Annotated in this window: 19 protein-coding genes; 3 read left to right on the top strand and 16 right to left on the bottom strand. The window is 49.0% G+C overall.

Annotation, left to right across the window (positions count from 1 at the left end; translation table 11 throughout):
• Positions 1-44: 44 nt before the first annotated feature.
• The 7 genes from IFO68_RS05535 to adhP all read right to left on the bottom strand — a co-directional run bounded on the left by IFO68_RS05535 (position 45) and on the right by adhP (position 7,864).
• Entirely contained in the window at positions 45-2,231 is a 2,187-nt protein-coding gene (locus tag IFO68_RS05535) for a methyl-accepting chemotaxis protein (protein ID WP_192014952.1), read from the bottom strand.
• 287 nt (positions 2,232-2,518) lie between these two features.
• Positions 2,519-3,244: an amino acid ABC transporter ATP-binding protein gene (locus IFO68_RS05530; protein WP_192015060.1), complete on the bottom strand. Its 726-nt coding sequence runs from the start codon at positions 3,242-3,244 to the stop codon at positions 2,519-2,521.
• A 19-nt stretch (positions 3,245-3,263) separates the two neighbouring features.
• Entirely contained in the window at positions 3,264-4,211 is a 948-nt protein-coding gene (locus tag IFO68_RS05525) for an amino acid ABC transporter permease (RefSeq protein WP_192014951.1), read from the bottom strand.
• 79 nt (positions 4,212-4,290) lie between these two features.
• The gene (locus IFO68_RS05520) at positions 4,291-5,088 is read right to left on the bottom strand and encodes a transporter substrate-binding domain-containing protein (RefSeq protein ID WP_192014950.1); all 798 of its coding nucleotides are present in this window, start codon (positions 5,086-5,088) and stop codon (positions 4,291-4,293) included.
• Positions 5,089-5,434: 346 nt separating this feature from the next.
• Positions 5,435-5,932, bottom strand: a complete 498-nt coding sequence (locus IFO68_RS05515) for a hypothetical protein (protein ID WP_192014949.1) — start codon at positions 5,930-5,932, stop codon at positions 5,435-5,437.
• Between the two features lie 185 nt (positions 5,933-6,117).
• Positions 6,118-6,690, bottom strand: a complete 573-nt coding sequence (gene efpL / locus IFO68_RS05510) for an elongation factor P-like protein EfpL (protein WP_192014948.1) — start codon at positions 6,688-6,690, stop codon at positions 6,118-6,120.
• A 160-nt stretch (positions 6,691-6,850) separates the two neighbouring features.
• Positions 6,851-7,864 carry an alcohol dehydrogenase AdhP gene (gene adhP / locus IFO68_RS05505; RefSeq protein WP_192014947.1) on the bottom strand — a complete coding sequence of 338 codons (1,014 nt, stop codon included), beginning with the start codon at positions 7,862-7,864 and terminating at the stop codon, positions 6,851-6,853.
• A 468-nt stretch (positions 7,865-8,332) separates the two neighbouring features.
• Between adhP and IFO68_RS05500 the strand changes: the two genes are divergently transcribed.
• Both IFO68_RS05500 and IFO68_RS05495 read left to right on the top strand, forming a co-directional pair.
• Complete coding sequence (locus IFO68_RS05500) at positions 8,333-9,268, top strand: DMT family transporter (protein ID WP_192014946.1); 936 nt, start codon at positions 8,333-8,335, stop codon at positions 9,266-9,268.
• A gap of 236 nt (positions 9,269-9,504) precedes the next feature.
• Positions 9,505-10,836 (top strand): DUF2252 family protein, encoded by a 1,332-nt coding sequence (locus tag IFO68_RS05495; RefSeq protein WP_192014945.1) that lies wholly within the window; start codon positions 9,505-9,507, stop codon positions 10,834-10,836.
• A gap of 20 nt (positions 10,837-10,856) precedes the next feature.
• On the opposite strand, the gene IFO68_RS05490 is transcribed toward IFO68_RS05495, so the two are convergent.
• The 6 genes from IFO68_RS05490 to IFO68_RS05465 all read right to left on the bottom strand — a co-directional run bounded on the left by IFO68_RS05490 (position 10,857) and on the right by IFO68_RS05465 (position 14,628).
• Positions 10,857-11,618: a metallophosphoesterase gene (locus IFO68_RS05490; RefSeq protein WP_192014944.1), complete on the bottom strand. Its 762-nt coding sequence runs from the start codon at positions 11,616-11,618 to the stop codon at positions 10,857-10,859.
• A 194-nt stretch (positions 11,619-11,812) separates the two neighbouring features.
• Positions 11,813-12,511, bottom strand: a complete 699-nt coding sequence (gene aqpZ / locus IFO68_RS05485) for an aquaporin Z (protein ID WP_192014943.1) — start codon at positions 12,509-12,511, stop codon at positions 11,813-11,815.
• Between the two features lie 308 nt (positions 12,512-12,819).
• Positions 12,820-13,350 (bottom strand): cytochrome b, encoded by a 531-nt coding sequence (locus IFO68_RS05480; protein ID WP_192014942.1) that lies wholly within the window; start codon positions 13,348-13,350, stop codon positions 12,820-12,822.
• Between the two features lie 161 nt (positions 13,351-13,511).
• On the bottom strand, positions 13,512-13,769 hold the full coding sequence (locus tag IFO68_RS05475) for a putative hemolysin (protein WP_192014941.1): 258 nt from the start codon (positions 13,767-13,769) through the stop codon (positions 13,512-13,514).
• Positions 13,770-14,086: 317 nt separating this feature from the next.
• Positions 14,087-14,410 carry a hypothetical protein gene (locus IFO68_RS05470; protein WP_192014940.1) on the bottom strand — a complete coding sequence of 108 codons (324 nt, stop codon included), beginning with the start codon at positions 14,408-14,410 and terminating at the stop codon, positions 14,087-14,089.
• Between the two features lie 80 nt (positions 14,411-14,490).
• Positions 14,491-14,628, bottom strand: a complete 138-nt coding sequence (locus tag IFO68_RS05465) for a hypothetical protein (RefSeq protein WP_192014939.1) — start codon at positions 14,626-14,628, stop codon at positions 14,491-14,493.
• Between the two features lie 161 nt (positions 14,629-14,789).
• On the opposite strand from IFO68_RS05465, the gene IFO68_RS05460 reads away from it, so the two are divergent.
• Complete coding sequence (locus IFO68_RS05460; RefSeq protein WP_192014938.1) at positions 14,790-14,966, top strand: hypothetical protein; 177 nt, start codon at positions 14,790-14,792, stop codon at positions 14,964-14,966.
• A gap of 303 nt (positions 14,967-15,269) precedes the next feature.
• Here IFO68_RS05460 and IFO68_RS05455 read toward each other — a convergent pair whose 3' ends face one another.
• The 3 genes from IFO68_RS05455 to IFO68_RS05445 are packed head-to-tail and all read right to left on the bottom strand — an operon-like array spanning position 15,270 to position 17,828.
• On the bottom strand, positions 15,270-15,401 hold the full coding sequence (locus tag IFO68_RS05455; protein WP_192014937.1) for a DUF2474 domain-containing protein: 132 nt from the start codon (positions 15,399-15,401) through the stop codon (positions 15,270-15,272).
• A 12-nt stretch (positions 15,402-15,413) separates the two neighbouring features.
• Positions 15,414-16,421 carry a cytochrome d ubiquinol oxidase subunit II gene (gene cydB, locus IFO68_RS05450; protein ID WP_192014936.1) on the bottom strand — a complete coding sequence of 336 codons (1,008 nt, stop codon included), beginning with the start codon at positions 16,419-16,421 and terminating at the stop codon, positions 15,414-15,416.
• A gap of 39 nt (positions 16,422-16,460) precedes the next feature.
• Complete coding sequence (locus IFO68_RS05445) at positions 16,461-17,828, bottom strand: cytochrome ubiquinol oxidase subunit I (RefSeq protein WP_192014935.1); 1,368 nt, start codon at positions 17,826-17,828, stop codon at positions 16,461-16,463.
• Positions 17,829-17,915 lie beyond the last annotated feature (87 nt).

Here is a 17,915-nt window from a genome sequence, read left to right as displayed (position 1 = left end):
TACCTGATTAAATTATAACGAGTTTGTCAAAGATTCACCGCCATTCACCCATTTGTTCTGTGACCCGGCAACCGATCAGGCACATGACTGACATCAGAGCCTGAACTGACTTCGAACCTGTCCGCCATCTGGCGCAACCGGGAAATGGCATTCTGAACCAGCACAGTGCGGCGACTGAGCTGTTGTGATGAGCGGGTCAGCAGCTCAGTGGAATGCTGAGCGGCCTGCGCTGTGTCGTGATGACGCTCGCTGTTGCCTGCCAGCTGATTGATCACCTCAAACATGGCTTCAACCGCCTGCCGCATCTGCTGGTTACGCTCTCCGGCATCAATCACGACTGTGCTCTGCTCCACATCCCGGATACCCTGCTCCATCGATTGCACGGCCACAGCCGATTCAAGACGCAGTTTCTCCATTAACGAACCAATATGGTTGGCCGCCTCTGACGTGCGGCTTGCCAGCTGGCGCACTTCATCCGCCACCACAGAGAAGCCGCGGCCATGATCGCCGGCCCTTGCCGCTTCAATCGCCGCATTCAGAGCCAGCAGATTGGTCTGCGCCGTGATGTCGGTGATCAGCTTTACGATATCGCCAATCTGACTCATTTCGTTGTTTACCCCATTCACACTCTGTGCTGAACGCTCGACAACACCTTTGATATTGTTGGTATTGGCTAACGCCTGCTGGTACTCCTGCTCTGCTTCCACCACCACCAGGTGCATGACATCCTGCATCTGATGCGCCGACACAGATGCAGAGCTGATATCGCTCTGCTGGCTACCGGCAAGATTCAGCATCGCTGCAATCGCGCTTGAGGTGTCATTCGCTGCGCCGTCCATCCGCTCACAACGGCGAAGCATGGACTCACTGACTTCCCGGACTTCGTTCGCCGCGTGTATCATTTCACTGATCACCCCATCCAGATTGTCGATGAAACTGTTGATCCAGCGCCCCATCTCACCGGTTTCATCGGGTTTAAAGCGTTCGGCATTCAATCGCTGCTGAAGATTTCCGTCGCCTTCCGCAAGCGCCTGAATTACTGAGGTCATTTCCTGCATCTGCTTCACCAGCGGGCCAGAAGCCGTTAAACGAAACACCATTAAGCTCAGCAAAGCGGTCAGTATTCCCAGGCCCGCCTGGGCCAAGGGACCCAGCCCCTGAGTCACGCTCATCAGCATAGGGAAGAAAATCGCGGCCGCGCTGCACATGAAAAAGGTGTTGCTGAGCCGGTAATGCAAAGATCGGTGACGATACACTTCCTCCAGATCGGCTTCACACATCATGCCCCAGCGATCCGGCGAGCCCGGCAGTTGAAAAGTCACCCCTTTGCCAATCACTGGAATGTGGCGATAGTCTGAATAGCCGGGATAGGACACGAACAGATTTTGTCCGTGCCGGATTGTCTCCCTGACCCCCGGATGCAGATCTCCGGTGGCCGGATCGGTAAAGCGGATCTCAAACTCAGTATGCCGGTTTACCCTGACCGTACCGTACTGGGTATGAATACCGGATTTCAGGTTTTCGCCGTGGGAGAAGGTATCGTCTTCAAAACGTGAGCGTGACAGCGCCGTACCCGGCAGCAGTTGCGGATCAAACGCAGACTCCACCATGAAAATATAGTTATCGCCCGATTCAGGATAGATGTGTCCGGCTTCGCGCTGAATTAAATCACTGATGACATCATTAGGCAGCCTGGCACACAAGCACCCCTGAACCTGTGTGGTACCGTCTGCCAGCGTGACAGTTACCGGCTGATAGAACATCAGGGTCACTGCGTCATGAAAAGAAGAGGTGGTGCGACCCAGCCGCTCTGTCACTGGATCAACATAAGGGCCATGCAGAAAACGCGCCCTGAGCCCGTTCTGCAGCGCCTTCTGCGCCACCAGTGTTTGCCCTTTGTGGCCCTGATGGGTCGAGGTGCTGACAAGGCCATGACTGTCAGTGATAAACAACTCAGAAAAGTGCGCCGCCCGTCCTTTAAGCCTGCGCAACGCGTCATCGCGTTCATCCTCGGGTTTGGTGGCCAGATACAAGGCCGCATCCTGTAAGAACAGCCATTGGTTCTCCACCCAGGTTTCTAAAATTCTCACCCGTGTCAGTGCCACACTGGTAAAGGTTTGTTGCAAATCATCCTGTCGCTTGCGGTTGAGCCAGCAAGCCCGTCGCATTGCCAGTTTTCCCGAACGCCCCCAAACGGGTAACCAACGTTTTTCCTGAGCGGACAAATCCATTGTGCAAACTCCCTGCATCTTGTCTTTTTGTGTCGTGTCTGTCGTAACTTATTGTTGTTTATATCAACAGACTGCAATTTCAGTGCCACTGAAATTGATTGTTACAGAGGGGAATTGCTTGATATTTGCACGAACAATGCACCAATACAGTTCAACAAGAACAGCTGTGCATCTTTAGGGTGCAATACCATGATTTTATGGTGGAACCAAAAAGATTGTAGAAATAGAAAGGCAGACTCACTGAGTCTGCCTTGGGTCTTACACAGGTTAAGAGAAACGTGTGACTGCTAGAGAATTTTTGACAGAAATTGCGCCAACCGCGGATGCTTGGGTGAATCAAAAATGTTCTCGGGCGAGTCACTGACCAGCAACTCACCGTCTTCCATAAACAGCACCCGATCGGCCACTTCACGGGCAAAGCCCATCTCGTGCGTCACCACTACCATGGTCATGCCTTCTGCGGCCAGATCCTTCATCACATCCAGCACCTCACCGACCATTTCAGGATCGAGCGCAGAGGTGGGTTCGTCGAACAGCATCACGTCCGGCCGCATAGCCAGAGCCCGGGCAATAGCGACGCGTTGTTGCTGACCACCGGATAACTGCGACGGATAGACATTCATTTTATCCGCCAGACCGACCCGCCTGAGCAGTTTTTCGGCTTCCGGCTCTACATCCGCTTTCGTGCGCCCCCTGACTTTCTGCGGTGCCAGCATCACATTGCCTTTTACCGTTTTATGGGGAAACAGATTAAACGACTGGAATACCATGCCAACGTTCGCACGCAACTCATTGATATTGGTGCTTTTGGCGTACATGTTCATGCCATCAATCTGAATCTGACCTGAGGTAATCACTTCCAGCTGGTTCAGAGTGCGCAGAAAGGTGGATTTACCCGAGCCAGACGGCCCGATGATAACGACGACCTCGCCACGTTTCACCGTTGCACTGACATCTTTCAGTGCATGGCACAGATTGGGGTAAATTTTATTGACCTTGTCGGCGACTATCATGTCATCGCCCTGATATGTATTAGTCACTGCTCGCCAACCTCTTCTCAATTCGCTGCACGGCCCACGACAGGCTGGTCGTCAGGAGCAAATACAGTCCTGCCACCACAAACCACACCTCAAACGTGGCGAAACTGCCGCTGATGACCTCGCGGCCGGCCTTGGTCAAATCGGTGATAGAAATAACCGACACCAGCGATGAATCTTTGATCAGCGTAATTAACTGACCCGCCATTGGTGGCAAAGTGCGTTTAAAGGCCTGCGGCAGGATGACATACATCATTGCCTTGGGGTAACTCATGCCCAGAGAGCGGGCTGCTTCCATCTGCCCCGGCGGAATCGACTGAATACCGGCCCGGATAATTTCCGCAATGTAAGCGCCGGTGAAAATGGACAGCGCCACCACACCCGCGGTAAAACGTTCCAGATCGAAAATCGTACCCAGGAAAAAGTACACGATGAAAATTTGCACCAGTAACGGTGTGCCGCGGATAATTTCGACGTACAGGAAAGCCAGATTTTTGGTTACAGGATTATGCGATATCCGCATCAATCCGGCCATCAGGCCCAGAATAATGGCGAAGAACAGTGACAGAACCGAGATTTTGAGGGTCACCCACAAGCCAAGAGTGACAGGACCAATGGTCCACTGATCGCTGCTGGCAATCACATCACCTTCAAAAACCAGATCGCCCTGTTGTACCAGGCGGGCATCATAAGCTGGGATCTGCTGAGGCACATTACTGTAGTCAAGGTTGATGATAATTGAGTTATCAGCGTTAATTTGAACGGTACCATCCCCCTGCGCCCTGAACTCTTTAGGGGTGGTATCCACGATGAATGGCAAAACACGGTGCCATTGCCAGTTGTAATTGATGCTTTGCGAAGCCTGATACAGCCCCGTCATCAGCAGCGCCAGGATGACGACAAATACAGTTTGCCAGAGCCACCGGTTAGACGTCCTAATCATATACTTCTTCCTTAGGCGTGTCGGAATGAGAAAACAGCGGGAACGCACGGCTGGCCCAGCGGCCAGCCGTTATCAGGTTTTATTGCACCTGGCTCAGCCAGCTGTTGTCTTTAAACCACTTGTCGTAGATTCGCTCATAGGTTCCGTCGCCTTTGATCTGGCGCAGGAAGTTATTAAGGAAGTTCAGCATGTCCATATCGCCCTGAGCGACTGCCCAGCCTAATGGCTCATAGGTGAATGGCTGCTCAAGGTGAACCACTTTGCCTGAGTTCTGCGAAGCATAAATGGCGTTAAACGGCATGTCGTAAATAAAGGCATCCGCTTTGCCGTTTGCCACTTCCAGCACAGCATCAGACTGGGTTTCAAACACATTGAGCTTAGCTTTGCTGATCATACGCTTGATCGCTTGCTCACCTGTAGTGCCAAGCTTAGTCGCAATGGTGTACTTGCTGTTGTTCAGGTCTTTATAACTTTTGATCTTACCTTCAAGCTCAGGATTGAGCAGAATAGTCTGACCCACAATGATGTAGGGTTCTGCGAAGTTTACGCGCATATTACGTTGCGCGTTAATGGTCATACCCGCATTAATGATGTGACACTTACCGGTCAGAAGAGTGGGGATAATACCGTCCCAGGCTGTGTTGACCGGCACATATTTCACCCCCATCTGGCGGGCCATCATTTTACCGATATCAATATCAAAACCAACAAAAGAGCCGTTTTTGCTTTTCATTTCAAACGGCATATAGCCTGCGTCAAAACACACGCGAAGTTCGCCGGTTTTCACAATATCGTCCATTACCGGGCCAGCAGTGGCAGACACTGACGTGCCTAACAATGCACAAGCTGCCACAATACCGCTTACGAATTTACGCATAGACATCCTTGTATCCTTATCGTTATCAAAATGCTGATGTATCGAACTAATACGAGGATGGTTATAGCAAATTAAATCTTGCAAACTCAATTGAGATTGAACAGAAAACAATCAGGGTAAATGTCAGGTTTCTGCCACTTTATGGCATAAACAAACGCAAATATGGCATTAATCAGCACTAAGTCACGACTGAAATCGGGAAAGGCAGCACAGATCGCGGAAGTCACAGCCAATCACAATGGATGATATTTTAGTTGATTATTTGACAGTGGGCTCATTATTAACAAATTTAACACCACAGATGACAGGAAAACCTAACGATACGGTAGACACATAAATAAGAATATTATAAATCCAGATATGTGACACACAGTTCATTAATATCAATACTGTCAGGCATTTCATTCAGCGTTTTAGCTACAGCTCTGTCCTGTATGCCTTCAATAACACGCAGACCCGAACCTTCATCCGCCCTCAGCGCATTCACACTGTCGTCACTTAAAAACAGCAGCCATAAAATACCATAGAATGTATGAATACGACTGACATCTTCTCTGGTATAAACCTCTTTACCCTCACCTTCAATCGTGACTTTACTGCGCACTTCAGACAGCCAGTAGGTCGGAAATAATCCTAAGGTATAAGTCGAAATAATACCGGAAATATTTTCATCAGCGTAGTCATTGACTGCGTCGGTATACACTTTCATTTCATAATAGGCCGGCGTATACCGGCATTGATCAATATAGGTATCAACAACGACATCTTCCAGGTCGCCTCCTACATAGCCGGCACAACCCTGAAGCATAAATAAAGTAATGAGGCTGGACAGGGTCTTTTTCATATTAACTCTTCCCAACAGAAGCCGGGTCAGCAGATAAAAGTGTGTTGCATATCTTAACGATAGTTAAAAGCAGTGCAAATAAAAGCAGGTATGCTGGGAGGTTGTTCAAAAAAAGCCGCATAACAACAGTGTCCGACATTCAGGAGCACCTCTTGCTGCGGCTTTTTCCAACAATAATGAGAAACTTACTTCTCTACACGGTTCATATATTTGTGTTCCAGTGTATTCACACGAATGCGATCACCGGTAGCAATATACTCTGGCACCTGAACCGATAAGCCAGTGCTCAGCACAGCAGGTTTTGTCCGGGCGCTGGCAGAAGCTCCTTTGATTGAAGGGTCGGTTTCTACAATTTCCAAATCGACTGTAGACGGCAATTCCAGCGCAACCGGCGCACCATTGACCACCAACACATGCAGTCCCTGAATGTCTTCAGTAATGAACAGCAACTCTTCTTCAATCACATCTTTGTGGAAGTGATACGGGGTGTAATCCTCATTGTCCATGAAGATATACTCTTCACCGTCAATGTAAGAGAAAGACGCGGCATGGCGACTAAAGTCTGCCAGTGTGATGATGTCATCGGCTTTGAAGCTCACATCCGCTTTCGCGTTGGTTGCCACATCATACATACGCATACGGTAAAGGCTGCTACCTGCGCGGCCACTCGGTGTTAACTTGCTAATGTCTTTAACAAAGTACACCTTACCTTCGTGTTCAATAGCTGCAGACTTTTTAATATCACTTGCCTTTGGCATAGTCATAAACTCCAGATAGACATTTGTCGCGAGAAAATAGCACGAAACGGCATGAAGACAAGTAGGCAACGCAGAAAAAAGAGGAGCTTTTCAAAGAAAAATAGCCGCTTTGCCTGAGGGGAAAGCAAAGCGGCCGGTTAACCCTGTTATTGCTGAGCGCTTACGCCAGATTCATCACAATCCGGCCTGTGATTTCGCCTTTCACCATGTCGTCAAAAATCTCGTTAATGTCTTCCAGCGCCTTCACTTCAGTAATGGCTTTCACCTTGCCTTCCGCGGCAAATTGCAGGCATTCCTGTAAGTCCTGACGCGTGCCGACAATCGAGCCAATCACTTTAATGCCATTCAGTACGGTATCAAAGATAGGTATCGGCATGTCTTCAGGCGGCAGGCCCACCAGCACACAGCTGCCACCGCGGCGCACCGAACGGTAAGCTTCTTCAAACGCAGGCTTGGACACTGCCGTACACACAACACCATGCGCGCCTCCCACCAGTCGGTGAATCGCTTCGGACGGTTTTTCTTGCATAAAATCGATACAGTGCACAGCACCCAGTTCTTTCGCCAGCGCCATTTTCTCGGCGCCGGTATCCACCGCGATGACGTTCATTCCCATGGCTTTGGCATACTGAACCGCCAGGTGGCCTAAACCACCTACACCTATAATAGCAACCCACTGGCCAGGTTTGACCTCTGTCACTTTCAGCGCTTTGTAAGTGGTCACCCCCGCGCAGAACAAAGGCGCAGCATCAACATAAGACAGCCCGTCCGGAATTTTCACCACATACTCACCATGAGCCAGGCAGTACTCTGCATAGCCACCGTCGACAGAATAGCCGGCATTTTGCTGATCCAGGCATAAGGTTTCACGGCCAGATAAACAATACTCACAATGACCGCACGCCGAATACAGCCAGGGCACACCCACCCGATCACCTAACTTGAGATGATGAATTTCGCTGCCCACCTGGACAACTTCGCCGACCCCTTCATGACCCGGCACCAGAGGCATTTTGGGTTTCACCGGCCAGTCGCCGTGACAGGCATGTAAATCGGTATGACACACCCCACAGGCATGAATTTTCACCAGTATGTCACGGGGTTTGACAGCAGGCAGGGGAATATCTTTGATTTCCAGTTTCCCTTTGAATTCATTCACAACAGCGGCTTTCATGACTGCGACTCCTTATGAGTGGTTAAGCAGCCATTGTTGGTGAAAAATTCACCCAGTTTATAGATCTGGATCAATATTCATCTAATTGAATAATGTTTTGTTGCCCATGAGGACAAAAGTGTGAATGCTGACACCAGCTAATGAGCCCTGAACCGCGGTTTACTTTATTCCAGCTGATGACAAAAGTGTTTCAACGCGATACCGCAACATCATCAGGTTTTTGGTCTGTTTATCAGAACAAAACCCAAGCTTGTACGTGGGTTTCATCCCGCTATACCAACCCCGCTAACCCCCTGCTTTCAGTCATTACGTTGTAAATTTACAACAAACTGAATGACAGAGATCACAGCCGGCAACTCATATTGCCAGTTTTTTGTTTAACTTTCGGGTCAAATTTTCTTGTCTTGTAGGTCAGGTTTTGGTTAAATACTCTGGTTTTCGAGTTAATCTTAGTCATAGAGAAGTTGAATGTTGTCATTGAACCAAATTTCACATCTGAAGTTATTTTTCTTCACTGTGCTGATTAGCCTGTCATTCCCGATTGGCAGCTATATTATGGCTTCCATGGAACCACTTGTGGTGACTTGGGTACGTTACCTGCTGGCCAGCCTGCTGTTTGTCGGGTTTCTGGTCGCTAAAGGACAGTTCCGTATCCCCTCCGCGAAAGATTTGGGCCGATACACGCTGATCAGCTTGCCGCCACTGGGCTATTTTGTTGCCATGTTTATTGCTCTGCGCGACACCAGTCCGCTCGACGCCAGCGCCCTGTATACGACTGTGCCGCTAATGAGCGCCATTCTGGCTGCGTTCGTGTTCAAACGCAGTACCTCAATGTCTGTCACGCTGGCTTTGCTTGGCGGTATGCTGGGTGCCGGTCTGATTATTTTCCGTGGCGATCTGAGCGCTGCCGGTTCTATCGCGATGACAGCCTCTAACAAAATTTATCTGCTGGGCTGTCTGGGGATGGCGCTCAATCCGATCATTGTCAAAAAGTGTTACAGAGGCGAATCTTTCGTTCACCTGACCTGCTGGACACTGATCTGTGCAACAGGCTTGCTGACCGTCGCCACTGCGCCGCAACTGGTGCAAGTGCAATGGACAAAAATTCCTGCTGATATCTGGCTGGGTATCGGGTATCTGGCGGTGTTCGCAACAGCTATCAGTTTCTTCCTGTTCCAGCAAGGCAGCGTTGCGCTGGCTCCCGAACAGGTATCGGCCTATACCTATCTGATCCCTGTGCTGGTACTACTGGTTAACCGATTCACCGGCAGCCTGGTTCCGTGGGAAGAAGTCAGCTATGGCGTGGTCACTGTCCTGCTATCAATGACGGTCATGATCCGCCGCGGCTCGCCCAGCACAAATGCAGTGGTTGCCAAACCCGAACAAGAAGCGCTGGCAAAATAATCTCAAGTAATCGAAAAATACCGCCTGAATGACTCGGGCGGTATTTTCATATCAAAGAATGCAAACTGATATTCCGGCAGCCGGGTGTCTGTTAACAGACCCGCTGCGGACTCAGTCTCAGCGCAACAAAATGCATCGGCATCGGCTTATTAAGCGCAAATGTGTCCCCTCAGCTAGATTTCTTTTGAGCATCAACAATACTGGTAATGGTATAGACGCTAATCCAGAAGAAGTTTATGACAACCCGACACGAGTTCCTGTGCCAACAAATCTGTCTTATTGATGGCGTAGTCCCCAACAGCGCTATTGTGCTCAACAAACACCAGAAAATGGCCTGGAGCCCGTTCCAGTTCTTCCGCGGCACTGCACAGCTGTTTTATGCCGATCTTGCTCAGGGGGTGTTGGTACTGCCCGACTTATTGCTGGCTAAACCCGGCCAGACTTTCATCATGGGTGACTGCCACCTGACTAACTTTGGCTTTCTGACCGAAGAAGGATCACAAGGTGATCAGGTTATCTTTTCTCCTGACGATTTTGATGATGCCTGTGTCGGGTATGGTGTCTGGGATCTGGCCCGCTACCTGACCAGCCTGGCACTGGCCAGCGATTTCGGCTGTGGGTTATTAGAAGGACGATATCTCACAGAAGAACTGGCTATCGACGACGATTTAAACGCAGTCAATAAAGACGACATCCATCAAGCTTGTGAAGCCTTCCTGTCGGCTTACTTAAAAACATTGCAGCTTGTCATTGAGGATAATGATGCCAGATACAATGTCCTGAAAAAATTCGATGATGATCATGTACTTGATAAATATTGCCGCAAAGCCACTAAGCGAGCCGCAGGCGGGAAAGACTTTCTGAGTAAAAGCCAGTTAGCCAAATCCACCACTTTTGAAGATGGCAGGCTTCGCTTTGCTGACAAGCCGTTAAAATACCAGCGCATTGATACTGCTGACTATGAGGAGGCGGAGACAACATTCCGGCCTTATCTGGATGATGAGGTGCTGGATATAGTGATCCGTCTTGATGCCGGAACTGGCTCCAACAATGTCGGGCGTTATTATTTTCTGGTTGGCCCGAACGACGTCAGGAGTATCGATGACTTACCCCTGTGTCATATTGTTGAAGTGAAGCAGCAACGCCAGGCTGCCCCCATATTCGCGTTCCCTGAGGTCAGTCCCGTCAACTCGCTCAATCCGGCGCATCTGACCGCTGACTGCCAGCGTTTTATGCAACGTCGGCCTGATCTCATACTGGACGAGGTTATCTGGCGGGGTAAACACTGGCTGGTCCGATCACGACACCATGCGCGTTTGTCGGTCAAACCCGAAGATCTGGTCTTAAATGACAAAGATCCCTGCACCGCCTTTTGCCAGTATGCCTCCGCCTGCGGCGAGGCATTGGCGCTGGCCCATTCACGCGGCGACAGGCGCTCAGTGCGTTTCGAACAATTCATGAGCGAAAGCCTGCCCGGTAACGTGAACGCATTAATCACCGCCTGCCAGCAATACAGTGAGCAAGTTATTGAGGATTATAAAATCCATTGTGCGTTGCTCGAAAAATAAACACCATCAACACTCACAAATCAAACCCACACCAATGAGTCTGTAGCCTGCTCTCGCAGAAAAGAGAATACCTGAAACAGCCCCAGCACTTCACCTCCCCGACGGTATTTCAGTAGCAGTCCTCTGTCTCCCATTGACATAGCGCCATCAATATAAACCCGGTTACCGCTGACCTTAGGTTTCAGGCCTGACACTATATTGTGCCCCATCAACACCGCATCTATATGAGATACGACACTATGTTCATCCTGCGTGAAAACATCCCGGTCCCAGACTGCAAAATGTTGATCTTCTTTGCTCAGAGTATGCTCGTTACAGCACTGAGTGAACTGTTGCCAGTCATAGGGTGCTGGCACTGCGGCATGCACCAGGCCAATTCGGTGGCCGTTGATCTGAAGGGTATAACAAAGTGGTAAACTTGCCGCAAAATTCAGCATTTTTCTGACCTCAGCAATGGCAACATCTTCATGCCAGCGGCCGCCATTCATGATCCATAAAGATCTGTCGGCATTATTCTCCAGGGCATTGAACGCCATTTGTTCATGGTTTCCCTGAATGGCATACATCGCCGGACAATCCTGCACGGTTTTTAATAACGCCATAGAATCCGGACCTCTATCTATCATATCGCCCAGAATAAACAGCCGATCCCGGATTTCACCATCAAGCGGGTAACGAAACCCCACCTCCTTGAGTACATCTTGCAGCAAAGCATTCTGTCCGTGCGGATCAGACAGAAAATAAATGTCGTAATGGGGGTCGAGCTGAAGGTATTCGTTCATGGAACCGCCCGGAATCATTGCCTGTTCTTAACTTAAGTTTAGCAAGGGGCAATGTTGCCGGGCATAGTGCTTGCTTTGTCTTTTCTTTGCTCCCATGCCAAATCGTTACTTTTCTCGTTTTTCCAGCTCAGCATGATCAAGACAGCCTGCCAGCATAACGGTCGACACCTGAATGCAAAGAGTGGTCAGACAACTTACTGAGTCTGCTCCCCTTCCCGTGCAATCACTTTATAAATAGTTGCACCAATTACGGCTCCAACGATAGGTGCCAGCCAAAAGAGCCAAAGTTGCGCTATCGCCCAATCACCCACATAGGCAGCAACCCCAGTACTTCGCGCAGGATTCACCGAGGTGTTAGTCACAGGAATAGAAATAAGATGAATCAAAGTCAGGCACAGTCCAATCGCAATGGGAGCAAAACCGGCCGGTGCACGTGAATCCGTCGCTCCCATAATGACAATCAGAAACATCATGGTCATCACCACTTCACAAACCAGTGCAGCTAGCAAAGAATATTGCCCGGGAGAATGATCACCATAACCGTTTGATGCGAAACCGGCAGATACATCGAAACCGGCCTGACCAGAGGCAATCACATATAGCACCCCACCTGCCACCAAGCCCCCCAAAACCTGAGCCACAATATAAGGTAATAGTTCAGTGGCAGGAAAACGCCCCCCAGCCCATAATCCGACAGACACAGCCGGATTAAGATGGCAGCCTGATATATGACCAATCGCAAATGCCATGGTCAGCACCGTTAAACCAAATGCCAGAGAAACACCCAGTAAACCAATACCGACTTCTGGAAATGCAGCTGCCAGAACAGCGCTTCCGCAGCCGCCAAGCACCAGCCAAAAGGTACCGACAAACTCAGCCAAATACTTATTCATATCCTGTATCCTTCTTCTTTATTTACGATTTCTGAAGTTTATGCAGGTGTAAAAACAGATAACACAGCATGGGCTGTAAGCGGCATAAAGCACTGCAAACTGGATGACTACCGGCTGCCGATTAATCACGTGCAGATTCTGTTTAAGGTTAAGTATATAAGAGTGCAGGAAAAAGAGGACTCAATGATCTTAGTTATCAATATTAAGTCAGGATCTTACTTGATAAGGTTATTCACCAGGACATTATCACGCTGAAAAAATAGCCTGCCGTCAAGTGATCAGCAGGCTATTTTCAGTAACATACACAATTAACGCCACATACGTGCCAGTACATCCTCATGGCTTTTACGGATACGGTGCCAGAACGCCATCACAATATGGCCAAGAGTAAAGGCCAAAAGCAGCCAGGCCAGCTCTCCGTGCAGCAAATTGCCCAGCCCAACCATCCACTCAATTTTTGCGCTGTCAAACCCGTCCATTAACGGTATTCCGAAGGGTGAAAAAGCACGGCCAGAACCATACTGCCGGATCAGAGCCAGAGTGGGGATGATAATCATCAGCGCATATAAGGCTTTATGGCCCAGTGCAGCGACACGGTTGATGGAGGCCGGACGGCGCGACAGATTAAGAACCGCCCACACAAGGCGTAGAGCAATGATAATGAACAACAGAAAACCCAGTGGCTTATGCGTTGCCCACATCAGTTCATCCAGCCACGAATCTTCAAGTAATGCGTGCGTTACTGCCGACAAAAACTGCCAAAGCAGTAGCAGTGCCACCCCCCAATGTAAAAACCGACTTATCACACCATAGCGCTGAGCATTATCCAGAACTGACATAACATTATCCTTATTGCTTCCTAATAAGCACGTTAGACGCTGATCTGCAGGGAAATATCCCGTGAAAGTGGCATATTTACATTTACTTACGTAAACAAGGCAGAAGGAATTACCGGCAGACAGTGAAAAAAGCCACGCTGAAACGTGGCCCTGATACAAAGTTACATTGCCTCGGCTTCTGCAACCTGAGGATGGTTATCACGGAAATATTGCCATTGCTCAACGCGACGCCCATCAGACAGAATACAATAAGTCACTCGCTTACCATCTTCAGTCACCATATCCAGCTTCCCGCCCTTCTGAACACAATACACGGCAGCCGGGTTCGCGGATCCCACCGGCTCGCTCTCTGGCTGACTCACACATCCGAACAGCAAAGTGGCTGCAGCCATTGAAACGAATACATACGCTTTATTCATTCTCATCTCCCAATTGATACGCTTTTATTATGGCAACCAGTATAAAGACAATAAGCCATATCATGTCTTGCTCTTGTAAAAAGGTTTGTTAAAACGCTTGTCCGGTAAATAAGCTCCTCCGGCTAAACGTAAACCCCTACATTTACTGAGTGAAAGTATCTTATCACTGTTTACCGCAACCAAAAGCAATAAATAAAGCGTCGTGAGAATGAAAAACCTCCACCTAATAGACCAGAAAAAACTTCAGGCTTGAATGCAAAATTCAGCATTCAGTCACAATCAGACTGAAAACCAACGCCCGGTCGCATACCGCCTACTCAAGCAATAAAAATGACCAGTAATGCCAGAATAATGCATGACAATAACAAACCAGCCCACCCCAACCTGACCGTCACTTCGGGCGAGAAGCGGGTACTCCAGTCAGGAAATAAAATGGCACAGAGCGAAGCGGCAGGGAGCAGCTCACAAATCAAACCTGCGCGCTTGATATGCAGGGGAAAGTCCGCAGAAAAATAAATATAAGCCGTGATATAAACAATCATCACCAGCACAGAAAGCAATGCGTCAAAATAAATAACATCCTCTTTGTTGAAGTAAAAATAAAATGTCACCAGACACAGCGCTATTATTGTTAATGCCATTATTATCTCTTGCGTTGTTTAGTGTTGATGCCGACGCTTTGCGCAATGCTTACAGCGCTTCACTTTCAAGATCCCGAGCCTTACCGGGATACACCCAGCATACATAAAATGGCAACCATCATGATCACAGGGTTTACCTTGGTCTCTGCCACAAACAACATGCATAAGGTGTTGATGAACCCCACCAACACAATGCCTGTGGTTTGATAAGCGTTCAATTTTACCTGCCTGACTGGATCGCCAATGAGTAGGCGACAATGTCATGCAACATATGTAATACCCGGTTTTTCGCGCCTTAACGCAGATTTCAGATCACCGATTTGCCAAAACGCTATCGAATGTATATACATTGTATATGTGTGTGTAATAGTGAGCCGTCATGGTTAGTCGCAAGAAATCAAAAGCAATGAAGAAAGACAGTCAGTTAATCATCAGAATTAATGGTGAAGAACGTGATGCCTTTGTTGTTTTATGCGAAGAAATGGATACCAGCGCCGCACGTGAAGTGCGTCGTTTCATCCGTCAGTTTGTGAAAGAAAACGCACAACCACAGTGACCAGCGGCTTACCACATGCATGCGGCCAGAACGGCCAGGTTGATAGGTTAGGTGAAAGCTGTTCCTTTCATGTCAGCCATTTTTCCTCAAACGTTAATGAAACCGGAGAATGGAAATGGCAAAAGTGACCAAAAAAGCAAAAAAACTGCAAAAAGAAATCAAAGTGCGCAAAGCGAAAGTCGCCAAGCACGAAGGTAAACTTAAGAAACTGAAGAAAAAACTGAAAAAAGCCTGATTTTTCAGCGAAAAAAATCCGATGACGCCGCGTCATCGGATTTTTAAATGATTCGGGTTTTGATTGGTTTAAACGGTTAAACCCGCTGCTGTCATCAGTGCACGAAAAAGCCAGGAGATACAGGTTAAAGCTGCCACACTGATGCTCCAGATCAGCACCAGCCACCCGTATTGCTTCAAAGTATCCATCATCATCTTCATCCTCACCTCCTGTCAGTGATAGCTTTCCTGCGGGTCCACTTTGCCGCTGAACACGGTGTAGCTCCAGAAGGTATACAACAGAATAAAGGGAATAATGAACAAAGCGCCCACCAGCATAAACCCTTGGCTCTGAGGCGGGGCTGCTGCCTGCCAGATTGACACGTCCGGCGGAATAATATTCGGCCACAAGCTGATTCCAAGCCCGCTGAATCCCAGAAAAATGATGCCAAGTGCAGCCACAAATGGCTGAATTTCCCTGCGTTTTTTCACTGAAATCACTAACAGTAATGCCAGTAACACGGTCAGCAGCGGCACTGGGGCAAAGTAAATTAAATTCGGCAAACTGAACCATCGGGCAGCAATTTCCGGGTACGCCAAAGGCGTCCACACACTGACAACCCCAATGACCGCCAGCAGTTGCAACAAAATTTTTGGTGCCAGCTGGTACATAGTCGCTTGCTGTTCTCCTTCTGTTTTCATGGTCAGCCAGGTACATCCCAGTAATGCGTACGCAATGACCAGCCCCAGACCGCAAAACAACGGAAACGGTGCCAGCCAGTCAAATGCGCCACCTGCAAATTGCCTGCCTTCAACCGGAAACCCTTCAATCACTGCACCAACCACGATTCCCTGGCAAAAAGTAGCAACCAGCGATCCCACCATGAAGGCTTTATCCCAAAAAACCTGATGCGACAGCAATGCTTTAAAGCGGAACTCAAACGCCACTCCTCTGAAAATCAGTGCAATCAGCATCACAGTTAACGGGACTGTCAGGGCATCAATAATCACCGCATAAGCCAGCGGAAAAGCCCCGAATAAACTGGCTCCTCCCAGTACCAGCCAAGTTTCATTACCATCCCAGACTGGTGCCACTGAATTGACCATGACATCTTTTTGTTCATCACTTTTGATCAGAGGCATCAAAATACCGATCCCCAGATCAAAGCCATCCATAGTGATATACATCAGTGTGGCAAACACAATGATGCCAAACCACAATACCGATAAATCCACGCCCATCGCCGTGTCTCTCCTTCTTAATCATTCAACATTCATGGATTAAATCCGACCGGAAACTGTCGGCAGATCATGGGCGATGTCTTCATCACCCGGCTGCGGCCCTTTCTGAATCTGATGAACCATATAGTAATAACCAAATCCGAATACCAGGCTGTACACCACGAAGAACGTCAGCAGGCTGATACTCATATGCAAGTCGCCATGAGCAGACACTGCGGCATCCGTTCTCAGCAGCCCGTGAACCACCCAAGGCTGACGCCCTACTTCCGTGGTGATCCAGCCTGCCAGAATGGCAACCAGCCCGGCTGGCCCCATCCAGAGAGAAAACGTCAGGAATCCTTTATGCTGATACAGTCTGTTTTTCTTGCGCAGCCACACACTGACCAGCCCCTGCCCAATCATCAGCAACCCCAATGCCACCATGATGCGAAATGACCAAAAGATTAACGGTGAGTACGGACGTTCATCTGCCGGGAAATCCTTTAACGCCGGAATGGGTTCGGTCAGGCTGTGCTTCAGAATCAGGCTCGCCATGGCCGGAATTTCAATCGCATAATCGGTGCGCTCTGTCTCCATGTTCGGCCAGCCGAACAGAATCAGCGGTGTCGGTTCTCCGGCGCTGTTATCCCAGTGTCCTTCAATTGCAGCGATTTTGGCCGGCTGATACTTCAGGGTATTCAGTCCATGCAGATCGCCGATAAATGCTTGAATGGGGGCCACGAAAACCAACATCCACATCGACATGGAAAACATAGTCCGCACCGCACTGCTTTGGTTGCCCTTCAGCAGATGCCATGCCGCAGACGCGCCGACAAACAGGGCACAGCTCAGGAAAGCCGCTACGCCCATATGCATCAGCCGATACGGAAATGACGGGTTAAAGATCACCGCAAACCAGTCAACAGGCACCACTTGCCCGTCAATGATTTCGTGGCCCTGCGGCGTATGCATCCAGCTGTTCGACGCCAGAATCCAGAACGTCGAAATAATGGTGCCGAGCGCCACCATGCAGGTCGCAAAAAAGTGCAGATTATCCCCGACGCGCTTCCAGCCAAAAAGCATGACGCCCAGAAATCCGGCCTCCAGAAAAAATGCGGTCAGCACCTCGTAGGTCAGTAACGGCCCGGTTATGCTACCGGCAAACTCAGAAAAGCCACTCCAGTTTGTGCCAAACTGGTAAGCCATGACTAACCCGGAAACCACACCCATACCGAAGTTCACGGCAAAAATTTTTGACCAAAAGTGGTACAGCGCTTTGTAATCTTGCTGACGGGTTTTCAACCAGAGACCTTCCAGAACCGCCAGATAGCTTGCCAATCCAATGGTGATGGCCGGAAATATGATGTGAAAAGAGACAGTGAATGCGAACTGTATTCGCGCGAGCATGAAAGCATCGAGTCCAAACATAAGCTTCCTATTGAGTCATTGAAAAGCACGCTTATATTGAAAGAACCCGACTGAAAAAAAAGATACAGAACCAGACTTAAAACCTAT

Source organism: Photobacterium arenosum, assembly GCF_014841115.1.
GTDB classification, from domain to species: Bacteria; Pseudomonadota; Gammaproteobacteria; order Enterobacterales; family Vibrionaceae; genus Photobacterium; species Photobacterium arenosum.
Note: the sequence above shows the minus strand (reverse complement) of the source record. Positions and strands in the feature narration are given on the sequence as shown.